The organism is Verrucosispora sp. FIM060022, from assembly GCF_003977705.1.
Lineage (GTDB): Bacteria > Actinomycetota > Actinomycetes > Mycobacteriales > Micromonosporaceae > Micromonospora > Micromonospora gifhornensis.
Genome location: NZ_RQIV01000001.1, coordinates 439,282 through 462,503 on the forward strand (window position 1 = coordinate 439,282; position 23,222 = coordinate 462,503).

22 protein-coding genes are annotated in these 23,222 nt (G+C 70.7%); 16 read left to right on the top strand and 6 right to left on the bottom strand.

Features of this window, described 5'->3' with window-relative positions:
- Positions 1–262: 262 nt before the first annotated feature.
- Complete coding sequence (locus EG812_RS01955) at positions 263–1,471, top strand: chymotrypsin family serine protease (protein ID WP_126710559.1); 1,209 nt, start codon at positions 263–265, stop codon at positions 1,469–1,471.
- A gap of 74 nt (positions 1,472–1,545) precedes the next feature.
- On the opposite strand, the gene EG812_RS01960 is transcribed toward EG812_RS01955, so the two are convergent.
- Both EG812_RS01960 and EG812_RS01965 read right to left on the bottom strand, forming a co-directional pair.
- A complete protein-coding gene (locus EG812_RS01960) occupies positions 1,546–2,109 on the bottom strand; it encodes a hypothetical protein (protein WP_126710560.1) in 564 nt (187 codons plus the stop codon).
- 30 nt (positions 2,110–2,139) lie between these two features.
- A complete protein-coding gene (locus EG812_RS01965) occupies positions 2,140–3,267 on the bottom strand; it encodes a hypothetical protein (RefSeq protein ID WP_232510835.1) in 1,128 nt (375 codons plus the stop codon).
- 243 nt (positions 3,268–3,510) lie between these two features.
- Here EG812_RS01965 and EG812_RS01970 point away from each other — a divergent pair, with 243 nt between their 5' ends.
- Positions 3,511–4,818 carry an aspartate aminotransferase family protein gene (locus EG812_RS01970; protein WP_126710561.1) on the top strand — a complete coding sequence of 436 codons (1,308 nt, stop codon included), beginning with the start codon at positions 3,511–3,513 and terminating at the stop codon, positions 4,816–4,818.
- On the top strand, positions 4,815–6,305 hold the full coding sequence (locus tag EG812_RS01975; protein ID WP_126710562.1) for a CoA-acylating methylmalonate-semialdehyde dehydrogenase: 1,491 nt from the start codon (positions 4,815–4,817) through the stop codon (positions 6,303–6,305). Before EG812_RS01970 ends, EG812_RS01975 begins: the two co-directional genes overlap by 4 nt.
- On the opposite strand, the gene EG812_RS01980 is transcribed toward EG812_RS01975, so the two are convergent.
- Positions 6,277–7,704, bottom strand: a complete 1,428-nt coding sequence (locus EG812_RS01980; protein ID WP_126710563.1) for an acyltransferase family protein — start codon at positions 7,702–7,704, stop codon at positions 6,277–6,279. The two genes, EG812_RS01975 and EG812_RS01980, sit on opposite strands and share 29 nt — an antisense overlap.
- 472 nt (positions 7,705–8,176) lie before the next feature.
- Complete coding sequence (locus tag EG812_RS01985) at positions 8,177–9,160, bottom strand: N-acetylglucosamine kinase (protein ID WP_126710564.1); 984 nt, start codon at positions 9,158–9,160, stop codon at positions 8,177–8,179.
- 189 nt (positions 9,161–9,349) lie between these two features.
- Here EG812_RS01985 and EG812_RS01990 point away from each other — a divergent pair, with 189 nt between their 5' ends.
- Genes EG812_RS01990 through EG812_RS02010 form a run of 5 tightly spaced genes read left to right on the top strand, consistent with a single transcriptional unit; the run spans position 9,350 to position 14,429 of the window.
- Positions 9,350–10,309: a MurR/RpiR family transcriptional regulator gene (locus EG812_RS01990; RefSeq protein WP_013734840.1), complete on the top strand. Its 960-nt coding sequence runs from the start codon at positions 9,350–9,352 to the stop codon at positions 10,307–10,309.
- Positions 10,306–11,055: a sugar isomerase domain-containing protein gene (locus EG812_RS01995; protein WP_102657641.1), complete on the top strand. Its 750-nt coding sequence runs from the start codon at positions 10,306–10,308 to the stop codon at positions 11,053–11,055. The genes EG812_RS01990 and EG812_RS01995 overlap by 4 nt, the downstream gene beginning before the upstream one ends.
- A gap of 26 nt (positions 11,056–11,081) precedes the next feature.
- A complete protein-coding gene (gene ngcE, locus EG812_RS02000) occupies positions 11,082–12,485 on the top strand; it encodes an N-acetylglucosamine/diacetylchitobiose ABC transporter substrate-binding protein (protein WP_013734838.1) in 1,404 nt (467 codons plus the stop codon).
- Between the two features lie 35 nt (positions 12,486–12,520).
- On the top strand, positions 12,521–13,462 hold the full coding sequence (locus EG812_RS02005) for a carbohydrate ABC transporter permease (protein WP_013734837.1): 942 nt from the start codon (positions 12,521–12,523) through the stop codon (positions 13,460–13,462).
- A 13-nt stretch (positions 13,463–13,475) separates the two neighbouring features.
- Positions 13,476–14,429 carry a carbohydrate ABC transporter permease gene (locus EG812_RS02010; RefSeq protein WP_013734836.1) on the top strand — a complete coding sequence of 318 codons (954 nt, stop codon included), beginning with the start codon at positions 13,476–13,478 and terminating at the stop codon, positions 14,427–14,429.
- A gap of 99 nt (positions 14,430–14,528) precedes the next feature.
- Here the strand turns inward: EG812_RS02010 and EG812_RS02015 are convergent, their stop codons facing one another.
- The gene (locus tag EG812_RS02015) at positions 14,529–14,984 is read right to left on the bottom strand and encodes a carboxymuconolactone decarboxylase family protein (protein WP_013734835.1); all 456 of its coding nucleotides are present in this window, start codon (positions 14,982–14,984) and stop codon (positions 14,529–14,531) included.
- Positions 14,985–15,128: 144 nt separating this feature from the next.
- Between EG812_RS02015 and EG812_RS02020 the strand changes: the two genes are divergently transcribed.
- The 7 genes from EG812_RS02020 (at position 15,129) to EG812_RS02050 (ending at position 21,516) form a co-directional block, all read left to right on the top strand.
- The gene (locus EG812_RS02020) at positions 15,129–16,001 is read left to right on the top strand and encodes a sigma-70 family RNA polymerase sigma factor (RefSeq protein ID WP_126710565.1); all 873 of its coding nucleotides are present in this window, start codon (positions 15,129–15,131) and stop codon (positions 15,999–16,001) included.
- Between the two features lie 130 nt (positions 16,002–16,131).
- A complete protein-coding gene (locus tag EG812_RS02025; RefSeq protein WP_013734833.1) occupies positions 16,132–16,512 on the top strand; it encodes a hypothetical protein in 381 nt (126 codons plus the stop codon).
- A gap of 27 nt (positions 16,513–16,539) precedes the next feature.
- Entirely contained in the window at positions 16,540–16,929 is a 390-nt protein-coding gene (locus EG812_RS02030; RefSeq protein WP_233579338.1) for a hypothetical protein, read from the top strand.
- A gap of 67 nt (positions 16,930–16,996) precedes the next feature.
- The gene (locus EG812_RS02035; RefSeq protein WP_199743789.1) at positions 16,997–18,673 is read left to right on the top strand and encodes a bifunctional 3'-5' exonuclease/DNA polymerase; all 1,677 of its coding nucleotides are present in this window, start codon (positions 16,997–16,999) and stop codon (positions 18,671–18,673) included.
- A gap of 85 nt (positions 18,674–18,758) precedes the next feature.
- Entirely contained in the window at positions 18,759–19,865 is a 1,107-nt protein-coding gene (locus tag EG812_RS02040; protein WP_126710566.1) for a hypothetical protein, read from the top strand.
- Positions 19,866–19,981: 116 nt separating this feature from the next.
- The gene (locus EG812_RS02045; protein WP_013734829.1) at positions 19,982–20,479 is read left to right on the top strand and encodes a SigE family RNA polymerase sigma factor; all 498 of its coding nucleotides are present in this window, start codon (positions 19,982–19,984) and stop codon (positions 20,477–20,479) included.
- Positions 20,476–21,516, top strand: a complete 1,041-nt coding sequence (locus tag EG812_RS02050) for a hypothetical protein (RefSeq protein ID WP_126710568.1) — start codon at positions 20,476–20,478, stop codon at positions 21,514–21,516. The genes EG812_RS02045 and EG812_RS02050 overlap by 4 nt, the downstream gene beginning before the upstream one ends.
- A gap of 14 nt (positions 21,517–21,530) precedes the next feature.
- On the opposite strand, the gene EG812_RS02055 is transcribed toward EG812_RS02050, so the two are convergent.
- Entirely contained in the window at positions 21,531–22,250 is a 720-nt protein-coding gene (locus EG812_RS02055; RefSeq protein ID WP_126710569.1) for an alpha/beta fold hydrolase, read from the bottom strand.
- A gap of 289 nt (positions 22,251–22,539) precedes the next feature.
- On the opposite strand from EG812_RS02055, the gene EG812_RS02060 reads away from it, so the two are divergent.
- The gene (locus EG812_RS02060; RefSeq protein WP_013734826.1) at positions 22,540–23,133 is read left to right on the top strand and encodes a nucleotidyltransferase family protein; all 594 of its coding nucleotides are present in this window, start codon (positions 22,540–22,542) and stop codon (positions 23,131–23,133) included.
- The last annotated feature ends 89 nt before the right edge of the window (positions 23,134–23,222 follow it).

A 23,222-nucleotide genomic window follows, 5' to 3' on the forward strand; every position in this document is an offset into this window, starting at 1 on the left:
TTGCGGATCGTATGTGAGTCAATTACGGTCGGCAGCACGGCAAGCGTGATCATCGATGTATCGATGTGTCGCACCACAGTCAACACTTCGGGGAGTGTTCATGGGAAAACGCCTGTCTGCCTTACGTCCGGCCGCCCTCGTCACGGTGCTGGCGGTCGCCGTGGCTGCCACCCCCTCGGCCGTACTGGCCGCTCCAGGACCATCCGCATCGGACAGATCCGTCATCAGCAACGTTGACGATCTCCTGGCGAAGACGCCCGGAATGACTCCATCGCTGCTCGCCGCCATGCGGGCACAGGAGGAGCTGAGCGGGGTCGTCACCACCATTCGAGACCTCGCCGCGAAGGGCGCGACGGCCTCCGGCGACGTGGCGGGGATCGTCGTCGAGCCGGAACGCAACACGCTGCGGCTCTACTGGCACGGCACGATGCCCGAGACGGTCGCGGCCGAGATCGGGCGTGCCCGCAGCGCGGGCATCACGGTCGTCGTCCGGTCGGCCGCCTACACCGAGGCGGAGCTGCGTCGCGAGGTGGAACGTCTCGTCCGGCTGCCGCTGCATTCCGGCAAGCCGTCCGCGCAACGGGTGATGGCGGCGATGCCGATGCCGGACGGCAGTGGCATCAAGGTCAACATCGGTGGTCTGCCGGCCGGCACGAGTGTGGCGTCCGCGCTGCGGTCGGTACCCGCGCTCGACAGCAAGTACCCGCTCACCGTCGACCTGAGCAGCGAACTCGTCCCGGCCAGCCGCTGGTACGACTGGGGCCCCTACTGGGGTGGTGGCTACATGGACCGCACCGCCGGTGGCAGTTGCAGCAACGCGTTCGGGGTGACCGGGCTCAACGGTGTCGCGACGTACCTGCTGAGCGCGGCCCACTGCGGCCAGGGTGAGTGGCGTACGGGCGCGGTGAACTTCGGCAACGGCCCGGAGCGGAACACCTACGGAAGCACCATCACCAGCCGCGCCCTCGCGCACGACGGGCACGCCATCCTGACCCCGGACGGCGCGGGTAACGCGGTCTACCACGGCACACCGGTCAACCCGAACAACAACGACCTCGGTGCGACGAGCGGAATCCGGGTCGGCGGCGCGAGTCGGAGCACCATCGGGGAGCTGGTCTGCACCTCCGGTTCGTACACCGGGACGGTGTGCGGCATCCGGGTCGCCGCGACCGGCATCTCGTACCAGTTCGACCCGCCGGCGCATGGCGTCGGCGTGATGACCAACATGGTCAACGCCCAGCTGCCCGGTGTCTCGGTGGCCGGTAACGGGGACAGCGGCGGCCCGGTCTACGCGATCCGCACGACGGACCAGCGGGCCATCGCCCGGGGCGTCATCTCCGCCATCGACCTGAACCAGGAGCGACCCTGCACCGGCTACGTCTACCCTGGCCGGGCGTGCTCGTCGAGCGTCCTCTACGGCGAGGTCGTGGACATCATGAACACGATCGGCGTACGGATCAACGTCGGCTGACCGGCGACCCGGGAGCCCGGCCGAGAGATCGGTCGGGCTCCTGCTGATCCCGCCCATCGGTCGGTGCGGCCTGCTCAGCCGATCACGATGTCGGACGGCGGCTGGTGGGTCGGCGGCACGATCGTCCGCTTCTGGACATCGAGTGGCATCTCCGGATAGCGCTCGGACAACGCTGTGCGCTCCGCCTCGTCACCGGTGCGGGTGTAGACCGAGACTCCCGAGCCGTCCGCCCGGGGTGCCGCCCCGGTGATCGTGATGCCCCGTTCGGCCCAGTATCCGCTGTCGGCGACCACGCGGTCCACCGTGCGACGCATGGCGGCAAGCGAGTACGCCGCGTCCCGCAGATCGACGGTGACCGACGCGGCCAGCTCCCGTACCCGGGCGTCCAGTCGAGGGTCCGGCCGCCGGTAGACGATCAGCCGGTTCGCCGCGTGGTCGAGTTGGAGCCCGGCAAAGGTGTCCTCGAACGACTGCCGCAGCTCCGCCTCCACGACCTGGGCCGCGCTCACCAACTCCGGATCCTGCGCCCCCGCGCCGGGGGCCGCCGGGTCTGCGCAGCCGGCGGTCAGGATCGAGCCGGTGACGGCCAGCGCCAGCAGCAGCACTGCTCGCCTGCCATGGCGAGGCGGGTGAGCCATCCACTCCTCCTGTTCACGTCTTCGGTGCCGTCACGGATCCGACGACGGCTGCGCCGTACCGGTTCCGCCCCGGCCGGCTCGGACACGGTGCAGCCCGCTCTGGGCCGTGGCGGGTGGTGTGCCGACGGCGGTGTGCAGGGCGCGCAGGGAGCGGATGGCCGAGCGGATCTCCTGGAGGTAGCGGCCAGGGGTGAGGGTCGGCTCGGGCAGCCGGTTCAGGTCGGGCAGCATGGGGTCGACGCCGACGGTCTCGACCTCGCAGGCGTACGGCAGGGCGAGGGTGCGTAGCGCGTCGCAGTGCTGGAACGGCACGTAGATCGGCGCGGTGACCAGCAGCACCTCGTCGGCGCGGGCCAGTTGGGCGTGCTCGGCCCAGAAGCGCTGGGTGTCGGCGGTGTGCGCGCGGCGGCGTTCCGGCTCGCTCGACGGGGCAGCCAGCACCCGCACCGGCGGCTGCCCGGCCGGCCGGTAGGTGCGTGACGACCAGGAGTGGTGCGGGTGGTCGGCGTCCAGACCGTCCTCGGTCTCCGGCTCGGACACCGCGAACGTACGACGTACCGCCGCGTCCAGCGCGTCGACCTCGGTGTCGCAGCCGGTCACCCCGACCTCGGCGAGGGTACGCCGTTCCACCTCGGACAACTGCCGGAAGCTGCCCAGCACCGCCACCTCACCGGCGACGTCCATCCCGGTACGCAGCAGATGCCCGGCGTACGCGACCCGGCGCAGACAGGCGTGCGCCAGGCCGCCCAGCACCACCAGGTGGGCGTACCGGCTGCGGGCCGGTGGCCGGGCGCGGACCAGGCCGAGCGCGTCGGCGCACCGGTACACCAACTCCACGGTGGCCGGGTCGAGGTTCGGCTCCCGGGCCTCGGGGCGTTCCCGGCCGGCGCGGAAGTCCCAGCACCGGGCGGAGAAGGCGTCCAGCCCGGCGAGCACCGCGCCGAGATCGCCGTGCGGCCATCGCCCACCGAAGTGCGCCACCAGCCCGCGTAGCGGGGCACTGCCGACCCAGCCGGCGATGCCGTCCACGCGCACATCCCCGCCGGTCTCAGCGGCCCAGGTGGCCTGCGGCAGGGGCACGGTCGGGGTGCTCGGCGGCGCCGGGGACGAGCGGTTGGGGTCGGTGGTGCCGGGCGACGGAACGGCACACTCAGACACGGATCGGATGCTACCGGCCGACGGCGGCACCCCGTCGCAGTAACGAGGTGTCGACCCGGCAGGCAACGGAAAACGCGGCCCGGGCCCAATGCGGCCACCGGAAGCGCGGCGGTATGGCGGAAGTACCACGGAAAGCGTTGACGTTGTGTCAGGCAGTGTGGGTCCATCCGCGACACGTTGACTCTTGTCCGGGCAGCGACGGTGGTGAAAGCGTGCCGGTACCGCGAACCGAAGGGTGCGACGATGACCTCCGACGACCTGCTGGCTCGACACCGGGCCGTGCTTCCGTCCTGGATGCCGCTCTACTACGCCGATCCGATCGAGGTGGTCTCCGGCGAGGGCCGCCGGGTCACCGACGCGCAGGGCCGCACCTACCTGGACTTCTTCGGCGGGGTGCTGACCAACATGATCGGGTACGACATCGCCGAGATCCGGGAGGCGGTGCAGCGGCAACTGGCCACCGGGATCGTGCACACCTCGACGCTCTACCTGATCCGTCAGCAGGTCGAACTGGCCGAGAAGATCGCCCGACTCTCCGGCATCCCGGACGCGCGGGTCTTCTTCACCAACTCCGGCACCGAGGCCAACGAGGCCGCCCTGCTGATGGCCACCAACCATCGCCGCTCCCACCAGGTCCTCGCGGTCCGCAACAGCTACCACGGCCGGTCGTACGCGACGATGGGCATCACCGGCAACCGGGGCTGGTCGGCAAGTCAGCTCAACCCGCTCCAGGTGGCCTGGCTGCACTCCGGTGAGCGGCTGCGCGGCCTGCTGTCCCGGCTGCCGGAGGCCGACCGGATCGACGCGGCCGTGGAGGATCTGCGGGAGGTGCTCGCCACCCAGACCAGCGGGGACGTGGCCTGCCTGCTCGCCGAGCCGATCCAGGGCGTCGGCGGTTTCGTGCACGGCCCCGACGGTCTCTTCGCCGCCTGGAAGAAGGTCCTCGACGAACACGGCATCCTGCTCGTCTCCGACGAGGTGCAGACCGGTTGGGGACGTACCGGGGAGCATTTCTGGGGCTACCAGGCGCACGGCGTCACCCCGGACCTGCTCACCTTCGCCAAGGGCATCGGCAACGGCTTCGCCCTGGCCGGTGTGGTCGGTCGGGCCGAGGTGATGGAGTCGGTGCCGGCGATCAGCTTCTCCACCTTCGGTGGCAACCCCATCTCCACCGCCGCCGGCAACGCCGTGCTGGACTACCTGCTCGACCACGACCTCCAGGCCAACGCGGCCCGCACCGGCGCGATCCTCGTCGACGGCCTGCGCGCCGCCGTGGGCGGCCTCGACTGCGTCGCCGAGGTACGCGGCAAGGGCCTGATGCTCGGCGTCGAGTTCGTCCGACCGGGCACCGCCGAACCGGACGCGGCACTGGCCGCCGGCGTCTTCGAGGCGTGCCGGGCCGGTGGTCTGCTCGTGGGCAAGGGTGGCCTCTACGGCAACGTGCTGCGGATGGGACCGCCGCTGACCCTGACCGAGGACGAGGCCCGCGAAGGACTGGCCATCCTGGTCGAGGCGATCCGCTCCTGCGCCGCCGAGGCGGTGGCACCGTGAGCGCGATCGGGCACTTCGTCGACGGCAAGCGGGTCAGCGGCAGTTCGGCGCGGCGTGGGGACGTCTTCGATCCGGCCACCGGTCGGCGTACCGCGCAGGTGGAGCTGGCCTCCGCCACGGACGTCGCGGTTGCGGTGGAGGCCGCCGAGCGGGCGGCCCGCAACTGGCGGGACGCCTCGCTGGCCAAGCGGACCGCGGTGCTGTTCGCCTTCCGTGAGCTGGTCCACGCCCGCCGCGACCGGCTCGCCGAGGTGATCACCGCCGAGCACGGCAAGGTGCTCGCCGACGCCGCCGGCGAGGTGCAACGCGGCCTGGAGGTCATCGAGTACGCCTGCGGCATCCCCTCGGCGTTGCGCGGCGGCTACAGCGAGAACGTCTCCACCGAGGTCGACTCGTACAGTCTGCGCCAGCCGCTCGGGGTGGTCGCGGTGATCAGCCCGTTCAACTTCCCGGTGATGGTGCCGCTGTGGTTCGTGCCGGTGGCGGTGGCCGCGGGCAACGCGGTGGTGCTCAAGCCGAGCGAGAAGGACCCGAGCGCGGCCCTGCTGCTGGCCGAGTGGTTCGCCGAGGCCGGCCTGCCCGACGGGGTGCTGAACGTGGTCAACGGCGACAAGGAGGCGGTCGACACGCTGCTGGAACACCCGGCGGTCAAGGCGGTGTCCTTCGTCGGCTCCACCCCGGTCGCCCGGTACGTGTACCAGCGCGCCACCATGGCCGGTAAGCGGGTGCAGGCGCTCGGCGGGGCGAAGAACCACATGGTGGTGCTGCCCGACGCCGACCTGGACCTGGCCGCCGACGCGGCGGTCAACGCCGGGTTCGGTTCGGCGGGGGAGCGGTGCATGGCGATCTCCGCGCTGGTGGCGGTGGAACCGGTCGCCGACGAGTTGGTGGCGCGGATCGCGCAGCGGATGGCCGGACTGCGTACCGGTGACGGTCGGCGCGGCTGCGACATGGGGCCGCTGGTCACCGCCGCGCACGCCGACCGGGTACGGTCCTATGTGGAGGCAGGGGTGGCCGCCGGTGCGGTGCCGGTCGTCGACGGCCGCGACGTGACGCCCGACGGCGACCCGGACGGCTTCTGGCTCGGCCCCACCCTGTTCGACCACGTCACCCCCGACATGTCGATCTACACCGACGAGATATTCGGGCCGGTGCTGTCGGTGCTGCGGGTCGCCTCGTACGACGAAGCGGTGGCACTTGTCAACGCCAGCCCGTACGGCAACGGCACGGCGATCTTCACCAACGACGGCGGTGCCGCCCGGCGCTACCAGCACGAGGTGGAGGTCGGCATGGTCGGCGTCAACGTGCCGATCCCGGTGCCGATGGCGTACTACTCGTTCGGCGGCTGGAAGTCCTCGCTCTTCGGTGACCTGCACGCGCACGGCCCGGACGGCGTCGCCTTCTTCACCCGGGGCAAGGTGGTCACCAGCCGCTGGCTCGATCCCCGCCACGGCGGGGTCAACCTCGGCTTCCCCACCCAGACCTGAGCAGCCGCAGGGCACCCGCCCCGACCAGGTACGCCACCAGCGCGGCCACCGGCAGGCCGAACGGGTCCGGCGCGGTCTTCGCGGCGACGCTGTTGGCCGCCATCGCGTACACCACGGCCGCGTAACCGGCGACGGCGGTCGCGCCCCGGGCCACCGCCCACCGGTGGCGCTGCGCGGTGTTCGGTCGGTGCTGGCTGGTGGACTGCTGGTCGGCGGGCTGGTGTCGGGTCGCTGTTGAGCGGCCGGTGCGGGCTTCGATCGGGCCGAAGATCGTGACCAGTACGGCCAGCACCGCGCTCAACATCAGCAGCCAGGGCAGCCGCCAGGCGAACCAGGCACCCGTGCCGGCCGCCGGGGTGGGCAGCACCCCGAGCGCGTCCAACGCACCCACCAGCAGGATCACCGCGCTGAGGTGCCAGAGGAAGACGGTGAGCACGACCGAGTTGACGCCGATCACCGCCTGCCACGGTCGGCTGCGGTGCAGCCACCATTCGGCCCGTTCCCGCAGCAGCAGGATCAGCCCGAGTTGGGCGGTGGCCACGGCGAGCAGCACCACGCTGGGCGGGGCGGCGTTGTCCAGCCGCTCACCCGGCACATTGATCATGCTCACCGGGTACGGACCGGGTCCGGTGAGCAGCACCGCGACGGCCAGCCCACCCGCGATCATCAGCAACGCCGCCCGCCTCGACATCGGCAGGCAACGGGTCCGGACCCAGGCAAAGCCACCCGTCGGTTGGCAGTTGCCCCGGCGGGCGTCGTACCAGGCGAAGCCGAGCTGGTGAATGGCCAGCCAGCCGAGCAGGTAGTTGGGTAGCGCCAGCTCGGTCGGGCCGAACGCTCGGCCCAGGTCACCCAGCGCGACCAGCAGCGCCAGGGCCACCGGCACCGCCAACCCGAAGCGGCGGTGCAGCGCGTACATCACCGGGGTCAGCGGCACCACCGCGAGGTAGGCGGCGAGGAACCACAGCGGGACGGTGGAGAACCAGACCACCGTACGCACCTGACCCGGCTCGGCACCGACCAGCCGGGCGATCAGGGCGCCGCCGGCGAGCACCAGCACCAGTGCGGTGGTCGGGCGTAGCAACCGGGCGCTGCGTCCGAGCAGCCACCCGGTGGCGTCCCCGCCCCGGGCCCGCTGCGATGCGAGGGAGGCGGCGTTGGCGTACCCGCCGACCAGGAAGAACACCGGCATGACCTGGACGACCCAGGTCAGCGGATAGGCCCAGGGCATCGCCGGCAGAGCCGAGTGCCCGTCGGGCCGCCCGTGCGGGCCGTAGTAGATGGTGGCGATCATCCAGTGACCGAAAACGACCAGCACGATCGCCAAGGCCCGGAGCAGATCGAGATAGCGCTCGCGGTCGGCCGGCGTCCGTGCGGCGAGTCGGGCCAACCGGCGCATGCACCGAGCGTATGCGAGCTGTCATGATCATCCGAGGCGATGTCGGTGCCCGGCTGGCATCACACCCTTGAGCGGGCCGCGACCACGGCCGTCACCCTCCTCTGGCCTCCCACCAACCCGGCCGTCACCCTCCTCTGGCCTTCCACCAACCCGGCCATGGCCTCTGCTGGCCCTTTGCTCTGCTTCAACCCACGCAACAGTGCCCGCCGACGCCCTTCCACCCCGAGCCCGCGGCCAGCCCCCGGCCCAGGCAGGGGTGCCTGCGCAGGGGAAGCCCGCGGAGGCGCGACTTCAAGATCACGCTCGATCCTGGATCGAGTGGTACGCCATCGTCTCCGACACCACTCGATCCCACATCGAGCGTGATCTTGACGGCCTGACACGCGTTTCCTGTGTGTAGTGACAGGGGGGACGGTCTGGGGGTGGGTGCGGTCTGGGGGTGGGTGCGGTCAGGGCGTGAGTGGGCGCGGGGTCAGGGGGTGGGTGGGACCAAACGGGTGTGGAGGGTGGTCGGGTCGGTCGCCTCGGGTAGGTCGCGGGCGGCGAGCCAGGCGGCTGCGGCGGCGCCGTCGCCGGCGGGGACGATCGGTGCGTGCGGCCAGTGTCGGCGGGCCTGGGCGTGCACCGCAGCGGCCAGCGGGTTGTCGCCGGTCAGCAGGCCACCTCCGAGCACCAGGGCCCGTACGTCGTCGGGGGGACGGATCCGTCCGAGCGTGGCGATCAGCAGGGTGGCGGCCTCGGTGATCAACGTGGTGGCGGTGGGGTCGGCGGCGGCGTCGAGGACGAGCGGGGCGAGGCGGGCCAGTTCGACCGGTGGGCGGCGGGTGACGGTCTGGATGAGGGTGTCCACGGTGACCCGGGGGTGGGGGGCCACCTCGGCCGAGCCGGTCAGTTCGGTGAGCACGCGTCGGCCCAGGTCGCCGGGGTCGGTGCCGGTGTCGAGGGCGGTGAGCAGTCGGCGTACCGCCTGTCGGCCGAGCCAGAAGCCGGAGCCGGCGTCGCCGAGCAACCAGCCGTGCCCGTCGGCGGCGCGGTCCAGCCGCAGGTCGCGTACCTGTGCGGCGACGGCGCCGGTGCCGGCGATGAGGATGGTGCCGTCGGGGTCGGCCGTGCCGGAGGCGTACGCGATCAGGGCGTCGCCGTGCACGGCGTACGGGCAGCGTAGTCCGGCGGCGGTCCAGGCGTGGTCGACGGCGGCCCGGGCGGCGGGGTCGGCGTGTAGTCGGCCGGCTCCGGCCAGCCCGATCACGCCGGCCCGGACGCGGGTCGGGTCGACGTCGGTGAGGGCCTGTCGTAGCGCGATCAGGAGTTGCTCGGCGGCGTGGGCGGCACCGTGGCTGGTGGGGTTGCCGCCGCCGGCTCGGCCGGTGCCGAGGCGGTCACCGTCGAGAGTCACCGCGAGCGCGCGGGTGGACGTACCGCCGACGTCGAGGCCGACCACGACGCTGCCGGACACCGTCCCACCTCCTTGATCGATGTGCGTTCAGGCTGGTCACGGTCGTTGGCCGGGGCGCTGTACGCAACTGTCGGGGCCGGAATGTCCCAGGTAACAGTTTGAAAACTTCGCCCACGGTCTTGACATGGAGGTGGCTTCAGTAAGAACTTTTACCACTAACAGTTAACAGTCTTTTCGGAAAGGCGTCCCATGGTTGATCACGAGGCGGACACCTCCGCGGGCACCGCGGTGGCCGATGCCGACGGGGTCGACCGGCGAGGGGTCGGCGTCGCCTCCGACGGCGTGCTGGCCCGGGTACGGGCCGGTGTCGACGAGCTGACCGGCGCGCTGCGTCGCGTCGCCGAGCATGTGCTCAGCGACCCGGAGGCGGCGGCCCGCGCCACCATCGTCGAGCTGGCCGAACGCAGCGGCACCTCACCGGCCACAGTCACCCGGTTCTGTCGGGCGATGGGCTTCGAGGGCTACGCCGACCTGCGACTGGGCATCGCCGCCGAAACCGGCCGGGCCCGCTCGGCGGGCTGGAGCGTCGACATCGGACGCGAGATCCAGCCGAGCGACCCGCTGGAGCGGGTGCTGGAGCAGATCATCGTGGCCGACACCCGAGCCATGCACGACACCGCCGCCCTGCTCGACCTCGGCGAGGTGGAACGGGCCGCGGTCGCCATCGCCGGGGCCAGCCGGGTCAACATCTTCGGTGCCAGCGGCAGCGCCCTGGTGGGCGAGGAGATGCAGTTCAGCCTGCACCGCATCGGGGTGGCCGCGTGGGCGTGGAACGACGTGCACTCCGGCCTCGCCGCCGCCGCGCTGCTGCGGCCGGGCGACGTCGCGTTGGGCATCTCGCACAGCGGCCAGACCCGGGAGGCCATCGAGATGCTCGCCGAGGGCGGCAGCCGAGGCGCGACCACCGTCGCGCTGACCGGGTTCCGCCGCTCCCCGCTGGCCGAGCTGGCCGACATCGTGCTGCTCACCGCGAGCCAGGCCACCACCTTCCGCCCGGACGCGCTGTCGGCCCGGCACCCGCAACTGGTCGTGCTGGACCTGCTCTACATCGCGGTCGCCCAGCGCACCCACGACCGCGCCCACGCGGCCTTCCGGCGTACCGCCCAGGCCGTCGACGGGCACAAGGCCGCGAGGGGAGCCACCGCATGATCAGTGCCCAGGGGTACGCCGACGCCGTCCGGCCGGTGCTCGACCACATCGTCGACGCCGGTGCCGAACCACTCGGCCGGGCCGCCGACCTGATCGCCGACAGCCTGCGGGCCGGCGGGGTGCTCCAGGCGTTCGGCGCCGGGCACTCCGAGGCGTTCGCCGCCGAGCTGGTGGCCCGGGCCGGCGGGCTGGTCCCCGCCAACCGGCTCAGCCTGCACGACCTGGTCCTGCACGGCGACGCCCCACGCGACGTGCTCACCGACCCGAAGCTGGAACGCGATCCGGCCGTCGCCCACCAGCTCTACGAGATCGCCGCACCGCAGCCACAGGACGTGTTCGTGGTGGCGTCCCAGTCCGGCATCAACGGGTCGGTTGTCGAACTTGCCCTGCTGGCCACCGGACGCGGTCACCCCTTGATCGCGGTCACCTCGGTCGAGCACACCGGTCGGGTCGCTCCGCGCCATCCGTCCGGTCGGCGGCTCGTCGAACTCGCCGACGTCGTGCTGGACAACGGCGCGCCGTACGGCGACGCACTGCTGCCGCTCGAGGGCGGCGGCGCGGTCTGTGCGGTCTCCTCGGTCACCTCGGCGCTGCTGGCGCAGCTGTTGACCGCGGAGGTCGTACGACGGTTCCACCAGGTCGGAGAGGTGCCCCCTATCTACCTCTCCGCCAACGTCCCCGGTGGGGACGCGCACAACCTCGCCCTCGAGTCGCGGTACGCCGGGCGTCTCCGGCGCACCGCCTGACCCGACACCACAAGGAGAGACGAACGATGTCCGTTAACCCCGATCTCAACCGCCGGACCCTGCTGCGCCGCGCGGCGGCCGCGGGTCTCCTGGTGACCCCCGCCGCGGGTCTGCTCAGCGCCTGCGCCGGCAGCACGCCGAGCCCGAGCACCGACAACACCGGGGAGAAGAGCAACGACAACCCCTTCGGCGTGCAGGAGAACAGCGCCGTCAAGGTGGTCATCTTCAACGGTGGCCTGGGTGACGCCTGGGCGCAGGAAGACAAGGCGATCTTCAACGCCAAGCACCCGACCGTCACGGTCAACATGAGCTCCACCCAGAAGATCAAGACCGAAGAGCAGCCGAAGATGGCGACCACGCCCAGCGACGTGGTGATGAACTCGGGCGCCGACATGATGGACGTCAGCACCCTGGTCAACGAGGGCGCCATCGAGCCGTTGGACGACCTGCTCGCCGCCCCGGCCTGGGACAGCCCGGGGACCGTGGCCGACACCCTGCTGCCGGGCACCGTCGCCGACGGCACCTTCCAGGGCAAGTTCTACGTGGTCAACCTCGCCTACACGGTCTGGGGCAACTGGTACAACGCCGCCCTGTTCAGCAAGGAGGGCTGGGTGCCGCCGAAGACCTTCGAGGAGTTCTTCGCCCTCGCCCCGAAGATCAAGGCCAAGGGCATGGCACCGTACGTGTACGACGCCGTGCACGGTTACTACCCGCGTTGGGCGCTGATGGCCACCATCTGGAAGTCGGCAGGTAAGCAGGCGGTCATCGACATCGACAACCTGAAGGAGAACGCCTGGCGGGCCGAGGGCGTGCTGCCCGCGTTGGAGCAGTGGGAGAAGGTGGTCAAGGACAAGCTGGTGCTGCCCGGCCGGCTCGACCACACCCAGTCGCAGCAGGCCTGGCTGGACGGCAAGGCTGCCTTCATCCAGGTCGGCACCTGGCTGAAGAACGAGATGGCGGCGACCATCCCGCCCGGCTTCGAGATGAAGATCTCCGACTACTGGGGTCTGGGTGCCACCGACAAGGCCCCCAACGACGTCTACGCCGGTGCCGGCGAGAACATCGTGGTGCCGAGCAAGGCCCCGAACAAGGCGGCGGCGAAGGAGTTCCTGCGGGCGGTGCTCTCCAAGGCCGGTTCGGCGAAGTTCGCCGAGCTGACCAAGTCGCTCGCCTCGACCGCGGGCTCCGGCGACAACGTGGACGACCCGACGCTGGCCAGCGCCAACGAGCTGATGAAGAACGCGCCGAAGGACCTGATCTCGACCAAGTTCTGGGACTTCTACGCCGACCTGGACAAGGAGAGCCAGAACCTCTCCCAGGAGCTGATGGCCGGTCGGGTCACCGCCGCGCAGTTCGTCGACAAGATGCAGGCCGCCGCCGACAAGGTGGCCAAGGACTCGTCGATCAAGAAGCAGACCCGCAACGCGTGACATCCCGATCTGACCGAACGAGGAAGTGAGCGGAAATGCGGCACGGTGTTGCGCGTTTCGTCACGGGTTTTCTGGCGCTGCCGGTCGGGCTGTACCTCTTCTACGTGGTGTGGCCCTTCCTGCAGGCGGCCGGATACTCGCTGACCGACTGGGGAGGCTACTCCGACCGGCAACAGTTCGTCGGGCTGGACAACTACCTCCGGCTGTTCTCCGACGAGCTGATCAGAAAGGCGTTCTGGCACAACGTCTTCTTCCTGGTCACCGTGCCGCTGTTCACCATCGCGCTGGCCCTGTTCCTCGCGTTCCTGCTCAACGTGGGCGGGCGCGAGGACAAGGCCGGCATCCGGGGCGTCTTCGGCTCCGGCCTGTACAAGGTGATCTTCTTCTTCCCGCAGGTGCTGTCCCTGGTCGTCATCGCGGTGATGTGGCAACAGATCTACCGCGCGGACGGCCAGGGGCTGATCAACGGCGTACTGATGAAGATCGGTCTGGTCGACCCGGACGACCCGATCACCTTCGTGTACGACCCGGAGCCGTTCCTCGGCGTACCGGCGGTGTTGTGGTGGCTGCTGGTGATCGCGGTCTGGAGCGGCGCCGGCTTCTACATGGTGTTGTTCTCCGCCGCCATGCAGTCCATCCCGAAGGACATCTACGAGGCGGCCATCCTCGACGGCGCGGGCCGCTTCCACACCTTCTTCCGGATCACCCTGCCGCTGCTGCGCGACACCGTCTCGGTGGCCTGGGTCTACCTGGGCTTCATCGCGCTGGACATGTTCGCGCTCGTCTACGTCATGACGCCCAGCCAGGGCGGCCCGAACCACGCCAGCGAGATCTTCGCGTCGGTGATCAACTTCAACGCCTTCCAGAAGGGCCAGTTCGGCTACGCCTGCGCGATCGCGGTGGCCCTGGCGATCTTCACGATCCTGCTGGCCGCGTTGCAGCTGCGGATCACCCGTCGTGAGCGCATCGAGTACTGAGGAGACACCGACGATGAGCACGGTGACCCACACCCCGGCCGGGTCCGACCAGGCCCCACCGCCGGACCGTACGCCGGGCCCACGCACCGCCGTCGGCGGCAGCCGCGCCGGGGCGAAGATCTTCAACGGCTTCTCGCATCTCTTCCTGGCCGTCTGGGCGATCATGGTGGTCTACCCGCTGCTGTGGGTGGTGATGTCGGCGCTCAAGACCGACTCGGAGGTCATCCGCAAGCCGCTGTCGCTGTTCCCCGAGACGTTGCAGTGGGGCAACTTCACCCGGGCCTGGACCGAGGGCCACATCGGCGACTTCTTCCTCAACACCGTGCTGGTGCTGACCGGCAGCGTCTTCCTCACCATGCTGCTCGGCTCGATGGCCGCCTACGTGCTGGCCCGCTACGACTTCCCCGGCAACCGGTTGATCTACTACATGTTCCTGTCCGGGCTGACCCTGCCGGTCTACCTGGCCGCGGTGCCGCTGTTCAAGGGCGTCTACAACATGGGCGTCACGCTGCCCTTCCTCGGCCCGAACAAGCACCTCATGCTGATCCTGGTCTACGTGGCCTGGTCGTTGGCGTTCACCGTCTTCTTCATGCACTCGTTCTTCCGTACCCTGCCGAACGCGATCGCCGAGGCGGCCCTGGTCGACGGGGCGTCGCACAGCCGGATGTTCTTCAGCGTCATGCTGCCGATGGCCAAGCCCGGCCTGATCAGCATCGGCATCTTCAACGTCCTCGGCCAGTGGAACCAGTGGTACCTGCCGACCCTGCTGATGCAGTCGGTGGCCGGCGAGCCGAAGAACCAGGTGATCTCCCAGGGCCTGATCGAGCTCTCGGTCAACCAGGGCTACAAGTCCGACTGGTCCGGCCTGTTCGCCGGGGTCACCATGGCGATGTTGCCGGTGCTCATCGTCTACATCGTCTTCCAGCGTCAGGTGCAGTCCGGCCTCACCGCCGGCGTGAGCAAGTAACGGGACCCGGTTGATCAACTCCGTTTCGGCGGAATGGCGGGTTCTGCACGGGCGGAAGACCGCCATTCCGCCGAAACGGTTCCGCACTGGCGGCCGGTGTCAGTCCCAGCTTGTCCCGGCGGGGACCCGGAGGGTGGTGTTGATGCGGTTGAAAAGGTTGGTGATGCCGACCATCAGCACCAGTGCTCCGAGCTGCCGTTCGTCGTAGTGCTTCGCGGCGTCGGCCCAGATGTCGTCGGTGACCGCGCCAGGCCGGTCGGCGAGCCGGGTTGCGGCCTCGGCGAGCGCCAACGCGGCCCGCTCGGCGTCGTCGAAGAGCGGATTGTCGTACCAGGCGGCGAGGGTGAGCAGCTTCTCGTGGCGGACACCGGCTTTGGCCGCGCTTGTGGCACCGGCGTCGACACAGGCGCTGCAGCCGTTGATCTGACTCACTCGCAGGTGCACCAACTCCAGCGTGTGACGCGGCACACCGCCGGCGTACACCTGCTTGAACAGTTGCTGAATCCCGGCGGTGAGGTCGGGTTGGCTCGCCGCGTTCTGGATACGTGCTGTCATGTCTCCTCCAGGAACAGGTGGTCGGATCGTCGATGGACGGCACTACGACGTCTGGCCGGGGTGGGAGGTAACACCGGCTCCGGCGTTACCTCGCCGGCGTGCGCCACGTCATGGTGGTGACACCGCCGTCCGCCGAGGAGAACCGTGACCGAGGAAGAACAGCTCGCCGCGCAGTTCGACAGCCACCGCTGCTACCTGCACGCGCTTGCGTACCGGATGGTCGGCTCGGCTGCGGACGCGGACGATGCCGTTCAGGAGGCGTGGTTGCGGCTGGCCCGCACCGGTGGAGATGAGATCGAGCACCTGCGTGGCTGGCTCACCACGGTGATCACCCGGATCTGTCTGGACGCACTACGCAAGCGCAGGGTCCGAGGCGAGCAGCCGCTCGAGTTCGAGCTCGGCTCGCTGCCGTGGGAGGCGGTGACGGGACCACGCATGGACCCGGAGGAAGAAGCCGTGCTGGCCGAGTCCGTCGGCCTTGCGCTGTACGTCGTGATGGACGCCCTCACTCCGGCGGAGCGGGTGTCGTTCGTGCTCCACGACGTCTTCGAGATCCCGTTCGAGTCGATCGCGGCCATCCTCGGCCGCAGCACCGCCGCCACCAAGATGCTCGCCAGCCGGGCCCGAGGACGGCTGCGGCTCGGTGTGCCGCCGGCAGGTTCCCAGAGCGCAGCCCGGGACATCGTCGAGGCGTTCTTCGCGGCGGCGGGCAGGGGTGACGTCGCCGCACTGCTGGCCGTCCTCGCCCCCGACGTCGAGATGCGGGCACGCGGTCCCGAGATCAACGTCGTCGTGCGTGGCGCCTCTGTGGTGGCGGGCCGAGCGACGATGTTCGCGCGCCCGGACGCCCGGATACATCCGGCGATCGTGGACGGCGTTCCAGGTGTCCTGGTCACCGTCGAACGGCGGCCCGTCACGGTCATGGCCTTCACGGTCACCAGCGGTGTCATCACGGCGATCCGCACCCTGACCGCCCCGAGCTGGCTGGCTCAGATCGTCCCGTCGTGGGTCACCTGACGCGAACGCGGTCAGGTCGTGGCGCTCTTCGCTGTCGGTAAGCGGATCACACCAGGTTCTTGACTCGTCAATATCTTAACGAGTAAGTTCGATGGGCATCGATATTTGTCTCACAGAAAGCAGGTGAAGGATGCTCAAACGCTTCGCTGCCGCCGCGGCCGTCGCAGGCGTGCTGGTCGCCGCCCCGCCCGCCTCGGCGGCAACCGCCGAGTCGGGGTGGGGGAGATACCTGCCCGGAAACTGCCTGCCGGGCACGTTCTGCGGCTGGCCCAACTGGGACCACCCGCCGGAGGGGCCCACCGCGACGCCCTCCCTGGTGACCACCACCGACTGGTCTGGCAGCGTCACGGTGTTCAACTTCTACAACTACACCTCCCGCAACGTCGACATCGACTGGTACCTGCCGGGGACGTCCTACGCCGGCACCGTCTGCGCCACCCCTGGCGACGCGGACCTGTACGTGCCGATGACCGTGACGAGGGTGGTCTTCCACACGCGCAACTGCCGGTGAATCCCCACTACGACAAGTAGGTGAATCGTGCTGAAGACCATGCTCAAGTCCCTCGCTGTCGCCGCGGCTGTCGCAGGCGTGCTGGCCACCGCCCCGCCCGCCTCGGCGGCAACCGCCCAGGCCTCAGACGGAATGTGGCCGTCCGGGAACTGCCCGCAGGGCGTGTTCTGCCTCTGGCCCGAATGGAACGAATGGATGACGCCGGCCCTGACGACCAACACCGACTGGTCCGGCGAGATCCCGGGATACCTGTTCTACAACAACACCTCTCGCAACGTCGACATCACCTTCCGCTGGCAGCATGACTCGCCGTGGGGCCCCTTCACCATCTGTCTCACCCCCGGCAACGGGCAGGACACGTACTGGCCCGGGATCGTGACGAACGTGAAGGTCCACACGCAGCCCTGCGTGTGGTGATCCCGTAGCACCTCCCGGACGGACCGAGACGCGCGAGCGTGTCGGTGGGTACGGGCAGGATGGGGGTGTGCTGGTCGCGGTGGTGGCGGGGGAGGGCGGTGCGGGCGTGCTGTGCCCGCTGCGCGCCGACGGGCAGTGTGCCGGCCAGCCCGAGCCCGTCACCGACCTCGCCGCCGCCGTCGCCGCACGGGAGGCCGCAGACCGGCCCCGCTGGGTCTGGGCCTGCGGCGCGACCCTCTACCCCACCCTGCTGCGCGCCGGGGTCCGGGTCGAGCGCTGCCACGACGTCGAGCTGACCGAGTCGCTGCTGCTCGGCCACGCCGGCCGCTGGGGCGAGCCGCGTTCCCTGGCGGCGGCCTGGGCCCGGCTGACCGGCGCACCGGTGCCACCCGATCCGCCGCCGCGTGCCCCCGCCCCACCCGGGGCCGGGCAGGCCGCACTCTTCGACGCCGTGCCCGGGCCGCCGGGCCCCGGCATCACCGCGTTGACCCGGGTGTACGCCGACCAGCTCGACCGCATCGCGGCCACCGGGCATCCCGGCCGGTTCCGCCTGCTGGTGGCCGCCGAGTCGGCCGGCGCGCTGATCGCCGCCGAGATGGGGGCGGCCGGGCTGCCCTGGCGGGCCGACGTGCACGACGCGATACTGGCCGAACTGCTCGGGGAGCCCTCCCCGGTGGGTGGCCCGCCGCGCCGGCTGGCGGACCTCGCCGCGCAGATCGCCGAGGCGTTCGGCGTACGACAGGTGCACGCCGATTCCCCAGCCGAGCTGCTGCGGGCGTTCGCCCGTGCCGGCATCGACCTGCCCAACACCCGGTCCTGGGTGCTGCGCGGGGTCGACCACCCGGCGGTGCCACTGGTCCTGGAATACAAGGAGCTGTACCGGATCTGGACGGCGCACGGCCGGGCCTGGCGGGACGCCTGGGTCCGTGACGGCCGCTTCCAGCCGGAGTACGTGCCCGGCGGGGTGGTGTCGGGCCGGTGGGCCACCCGCGGCGGTGGCGCGTTGCAGATCCCGAAGGTGATCCGCCGGGCGGCGATGGCCGACCCGGGCTGGCGGTTCGTGGTGGCCGACGCGGGCCAACTGGAGCCCCGGGTGCTCGCTGCGGTCTCCGGTGACGCCCGGCTGGCCGCCGCCGGCGCGACCGGTGACCTCTACCAGGCGCTGGCCCGGGACGCGTTCGGCGGTGACCGGGGTCGGGCCAAGCTGGCCCTGCTCGGCGCGATGTACGGGCAGACCGGCGGGGAGGCGGTGCCGGCGCTGGCGGTGCTGCGGCGCAACTATCCGACGGCGTTCGGTTACGTCGAGGCGGCGGCGCGTACCGGTGAGGCGGGTGGGTTGGTGCGTTCGTGGCTGGGGCGTACCTGCCCGCCGGGTTCGGCGGGGTTCGCCACCGACGAGGGGGTGGCCGATCCGGACGCGGCCGGCGACCCGCAGTCGCCCCGGGCCCGGGCGGCGCGGTCGCGGGGTCGGTTCACCCGCAACTTCGTCATCCAGGCCACCGCCGCCGAGTGGGCCTCGACGCTGCTGGCGGTGCTTCGCGGCGAACTGGCCGGCACCGAGGCCGAGCTGGTCTTCTTCCAGCACGACGAGGTGATCGTGCACTGCCCGGCCGAGCAGGCCGAGCGGGTCGCCGAGGCGGTGCAGCGGGCCGGTCGACGGGCCACCGTGCTGCTGTTCGGTGACACCCCGGTGCGGTTCCCGCTCGACCTGTCGATCGTCGAGTGCTACGGCGACGCGGCCTGAGCAAACCGACGCACCCACGCTTTGCGTGTTGTTCATGTCCGGCTGCCAACCTGACCACCGCGATCGACATGGTGAAGGAGGCGGCATGGCCAGACGCGTGTACCTGCACATCGGTGCGCCGAAGACCGGCAGCACCTATGTGCAGAACGTGCTCTGGAGCAACCGCGACCGGTTGGCGCAGACGGGCATCCTGTTGCCGGGCAGCGCGGTGGCGCAGGACCAGGCGATGGCCGACCTGCGGGCCGCACCGTGGCGGGACCCCGAGGTGTACTGGACCTGGGATCGGCTGGCCGAGAAGGCCCGGCAGTGGCCCGGCGACGTGATCATCAGCAACGAGGGGCTGGGCGCGGCCACCGGTGAGCAGGCGGCCCGGGCGGTGGCGAGTCTCGGCGCGGGCGAGATCCACGTCATCGTGGTGGGACGTGACCTGTGGCGTACCTTCCCGTCGTTCTGGCAGCAGAGCGTGCGGGCCCGCAGCGGATGGCGTTTCGAGGAGTTCCTGCGGGCGGTCGAAGAGGGCCGGTGCGAGGTCTTCTGGGAGAACCACACCGCGGTACGGATGCTGCGCCGCTGGGGTGACCTGGTGCCCGCACAACGACGACATCTGGTGACCGTGCCGGCACCGGGTGCCCCGCCCGAGGTGCTGTGGCACCGCTTCGCCGGCATCGTCGGCATCGACGACGGACGGTGCGAGCTGACCGTACCGGCCGCGAACCCGTCACTGGGCGCCGCCGAGATCGAACTGCTGCGCCGGGTCAACCGGAAGCTGGGCGACCGCTACCCGCTACGCACCCCCTACCGACGGGTGGTGCACCGCCACCTCGTCGACGCGGTGCTCAAACAGCGGGCCGGCCAGCAGCGCTTCGGCATCGGCCTGGACCGGGCCGACTGGGTGCTGGACCTGGCCGAGGCGCAGATCAAGGAACTGCGCGACTACCCCTGCCAGATCGTCGGCGACCTGGACGACCTGCGGCCGGCGAAGCTGACGCCCGCCGGCACCCCGGATGCCGTCGACGACGATCACCTGCTCGACGTCGCCATCGAGACCATCGTCGACCTGCTCGGCCACGCCCACACCCTCGACGAGCGGGCGGAGCAGCAGCCCGACGACGTCCTCTCCCGGCTCAAGAACCGGGCGGCCGGCGGCGTGAAGCGCCGGCTGCGGCGCGTCATCCGCCGCGACGGGCGGTAGCTCGCGGGCGGTGCCGGGGGTCCGGGTGGCGAACCGGATCACCGTGCCAGGCAACCTTTCCTCGGATGCGGCCGGTACTACCGGTGAGGCGTCTTGCGGGGGAAGGGCGGGCACGGGTGAACACACCGGAGGGTTTCGACGACTTCGTCGCGACCCGGTCATCGCGGTTGCTGCGTACCGCCTTTCTGCTCACTCGGGACTGGACGCTGGCCGAGGACCTGTTGCAGACCGCGCTGGCGCGGGCCTGGGAGGCGTGGCGGCGCATCGACGGCGACCCGGAGCCGTACGTGCGACGGATCCTCGTCAACACGTACGCCTCCTGGTGGCGGCGGCGGTGGCGCGGAGAGCTGCCCACGGCCGAGCTTCCCGAGGTGAGGGTGGCGGCGGATCCGCAGACCGGCTTCGACGACCGCGACCAGCTCTGGCGGGCTCTGGGGCGGCTGCCGCGCCGGCAGCGGGCCGTGTTGGTGCTGCGCTATTTCGAGGAGTTGTCCGAGCACGAGATCGCTGAGGCGCTCGGCTGCTCGGTCGGCACGGTCAAGAGCCAGGCCAGCCGGGCGCTGGCCAAGCTGCGACTGGACGAAACGCTGGCTCCGGAAGGGATGCCGCGATGAACCTGACCGATCTCAAGCGGGTGCTCGACGAACGCTCCCGGGAAACGGCCGAGCAGGCCGTGCACCGGTCCCGGCTGCATGGCGTACGCGCCAAGGTGCGCGCGCGTCGTCGGCGGCGGATCGCGGCCTGGGCCACCGCCGGGGTCGCCGTGGCGGCGGCCGTGACCTTCGTCCTCCCCGGACTGCGTCCGGACCTGACACCCACTCCTGCGGTCAGTCCCTCGTCGACCCCGACCATCGAGGGATTCCCGGAGTACGCGAACGGTGCCCGCGTGGTGGCCGCCCGCAGTGCCCCGCTGTCGGCGCGTCAGGTCGAGGTGACCGTGGTGCCGACCACGCTCGACCTGGTCATCTTCACCCGCTGCGACGGCGTCGACGAGAACATCGCGGTGGAGCGGACGGTGCGGGTCGGAAGCCGGGTCGTCGCCGACGGAACGTGCCACGACGGCAGCCTGCATCCGGCCGACTGGGCGGGTCTGGGCGTCACGGTCGGCCAACCGGCCACCGTCGTGCTGACCATCACCGGTGCCTATCAATCCGGCGACGCGGGCGAAATGGGGGTGCCGGTCCCCGAGCGCGGGGAGGTCGGGCTCGCCATCGGCGCGCGGATGCCGTTCGACGACTATCCGCTGCCGCCCCGGCCGGGCGTGCTCACCCCGCTGAACCAGGCGTCGTGGCCGGCCGGGTGCAGCGAGGCGGTGTGCCAGAACGTCATCGTCATCCGGTCGGACCCGGACGACCCGACCCGCCCGGTACGCACGGAATTGGACTGGCCGACGGTCACGTCGATCGACATGGTTTCCCAGACACCCGGTCTGCTGCGCGTACAGGTCGCCGGCGTGCAGGTCGCCGTGGGCGAGTGGTGGGACTACCAGTTGACCGGCGCCCAGATGTACGGCGACGCGGACGGCCAGTGGAAGCGTGACTTCGACCTCGACCTGCGCCGCGGTGACCGGGTACGGATCGAGGTCGTACCCGCGCAGGTCACCGGTGCCTGGCAGGTCGTCCTGACTCCGGCAGTGAGCACCGGCGGATAGGCCCGACCCGCTCCCTATTTGCTGCTGTGCTGTTTCGTACCCTGCGCCGCTTTCAGGATCAGATCCGCTATCGCCTCGGGGTGGGTGACCATCGCCAGGTGCGACGACTCGACTTCGATGGTGGTGGCATGCATCCGTTGCGCCAGGAACCGTTCGAGTTCGGGTGCGGTGGTGCGGTCGAGGGTGGAGATCGAGTAGTAGCAGGGTTTGTCCCGCCAGGCGGCGGTGGTCGTACGGGCTTTGAACAGGTCACCGGCGATCGGCCCCTGCACCGCGTAGAGGGCCCGGGCGCGGGCCTCGTCCACCCCACCGGCGAAGTCTGCGAGGAATGCCTCTTCGCTGAGCTGGGCGAAGCCGTCATGGTGGACGAGTCCCGCGTTGGCCGGTGGGGTCGGATACGTGGCGGCGAGCGCGGCGTAGTCCTCGCCGACGTCCGGTGCCCGGGCGGCCACGTAGACCAGCGCGCTGACGTTCGGGTGGTCACCGGCCTCGGTGATGACGGTGCCGGCCCAGGAGTGACCGGCCAGCACGGTCGGACCGTCCTGGCGGTCGAGCGCGCGTCGGGTGGCGGCCACGTCGTCGGCCAACGAGGTAAGCGGGTTCTGCACCGCGGTGGCGTTCAGCCCGGCCCGCTGAAGGATGGGGATCACGTCGGACCAGGACGATCCGTCGGCGTACGCGCCGTGCACCAGTACGACGTTGCGGGCCGGTTCGGGCGGCGACACGTCACTCACGTCAACCTCCAGGTATCGGGTGGGCGGCGGGCGGTAACCCTTGTCCCGCACTGTCTCCCAGCCCCGTCGACCCGCGGAGCGAATCGCCAAGATTACGAACAGCCGGCGCGACGTTGCGCTAGGAGCACTCCGCCGGAGGAGTAATTGGCGAAGGATACCCAATTTATGCGATTTGCCCCGCCACCCTCCTTTGGCACCAGTCGTTGCAATCGGTGTGCGCAGGAAGGGGACGGCCGGGGCCAGGCCGCCCCACGTGGGAGGGAGCCCGGCTCTGAACCGGATCGCAGGAATGATCATCGCCGCGGGGGGTGGTCGCCGCATCGGCGGCCCGGAAGCCCTGCTGCACCAGGACGGTAAGCCCCTGGTCGACCAGATGATCGACACGCTGACCGAGGCGGGATGCGGGCCCATCGTGGTCGTTCTCGGTGCCGCGGCCGACCAGGTGCGCGAGACCGCTGACCTGGACCGCGCCACGGTGGTGGTCAACCGCGCGTGGGGCACCGGGGTCGGTTCCTCGATCCGCGCCGGCCTGGCCGGGCTCGACGACGACCGGATCGAGGCAGTCGTGGTGGTCCCGGTCGACATGCCCGGGCTGACCGCCGCCGCGGTGCGCCGGGTGACCGCGCTGCCCTTCCCCGACGTGCTGGTCTGCGCCACCTACAACGGCCTGCGCGGCTACCCCATGCTGTTCGGTCGCCGCCACTGGGCCGGCATCGCCACCCTGGCCAGCGCCGACGTCGGTGCCCGCCCCTACCTGCTGGCCCACAAGGACCAGATCGTCGACATCGCCTGCGACTCCGTAGCCGACGGCAGCCGCGTCGACACCCCCGAACTCATGGCCCTCTACGGCCTCTCCGTCCCCGAACAACGCGTCCCCGCCTAACCCACCCTCCCCACCCCTCCCCACCCCACCCCCACCGCCCAGCCCCGTCGATCTTGCACTTTCTGTCCCCGCAAAAGGGGCCATTGCGC

Excerpts from the sequence above, each read along its gene's own strand:
- EG812_RS01990 (WP_013734840.1), top strand. The coding sequence starts at position 9,350 with ATGGTTGATCACGAGGCGGACACCTCCGCGGGCACCGCGGTGGCCGAT.
- EG812_RS01980 (WP_126710563.1), bottom strand. The coding sequence starts at position 7,704 with ATGCGCCGGTTGGCCCGACTCGCCGCACGGACGCCGGCCGACCGCGAG.
- EG812_RS02060 (WP_013734826.1), top strand. The coding sequence starts at position 22,540 with ATGATCATCGCCGCGGGGGGTGGTCGCCGCATCGGCGGCCCGGAAGCC.
- ngcE (WP_013734838.1), top strand. The coding sequence starts at position 11,082 with ATGTCCGTTAACCCCGATCTCAACCGCCGGACCCTGCTGCGCCGCGCG.
- EG812_RS01970 (WP_126710561.1), top strand. The coding sequence starts at position 3,511 with ATGACCTCCGACGACCTGCTGGCTCGACACCGGGCCGTGCTTCCGTCC.
- EG812_RS01955 (WP_126710559.1), top strand. The coding sequence starts at position 263 with ATGACTCCATCGCTGCTCGCCGCCATGCGGGCACAGGAGGAGCTGAGC.
- EG812_RS02015 (WP_013734835.1), bottom strand. The coding sequence starts at position 14,984 with ATGACAGCACGTATCCAGAACGCGGCGAGCCAACCCGACCTCACCGCC.
- EG812_RS02010 (WP_013734836.1), top strand. The coding sequence starts at position 13,476 with ATGAGCACGGTGACCCACACCCCGGCCGGGTCCGACCAGGCCCCACCG.
- EG812_RS02005 (WP_013734837.1), top strand. The coding sequence starts at position 12,521 with ATGCGGCACGGTGTTGCGCGTTTCGTCACGGGTTTTCTGGCGCTGCCG.
- EG812_RS02050 (WP_126710568.1), top strand. The coding sequence starts at position 20,476 with ATGAACCTGACCGATCTCAAGCGGGTGCTCGACGAACGCTCCCGGGAA.
- EG812_RS02025 (WP_013734833.1), top strand. The coding sequence starts at position 16,132 with ATGCTCAAACGCTTCGCTGCCGCCGCGGCCGTCGCAGGCGTGCTGGTC.
- EG812_RS01995 (WP_102657641.1), top strand. The coding sequence starts at position 10,306 with ATGATCAGTGCCCAGGGGTACGCCGACGCCGTCCGGCCGGTGCTCGAC.
- EG812_RS01960 (WP_126710560.1), bottom strand. The coding sequence starts at position 2,109 with ATGGCTCACCCGCCTCGCCATGGCAGGCGAGCAGTGCTGCTGCTGGCG.
- EG812_RS02040 (WP_126710566.1), top strand. The coding sequence starts at position 18,759 with ATGGCCAGACGCGTGTACCTGCACATCGGTGCGCCGAAGACCGGCAGC.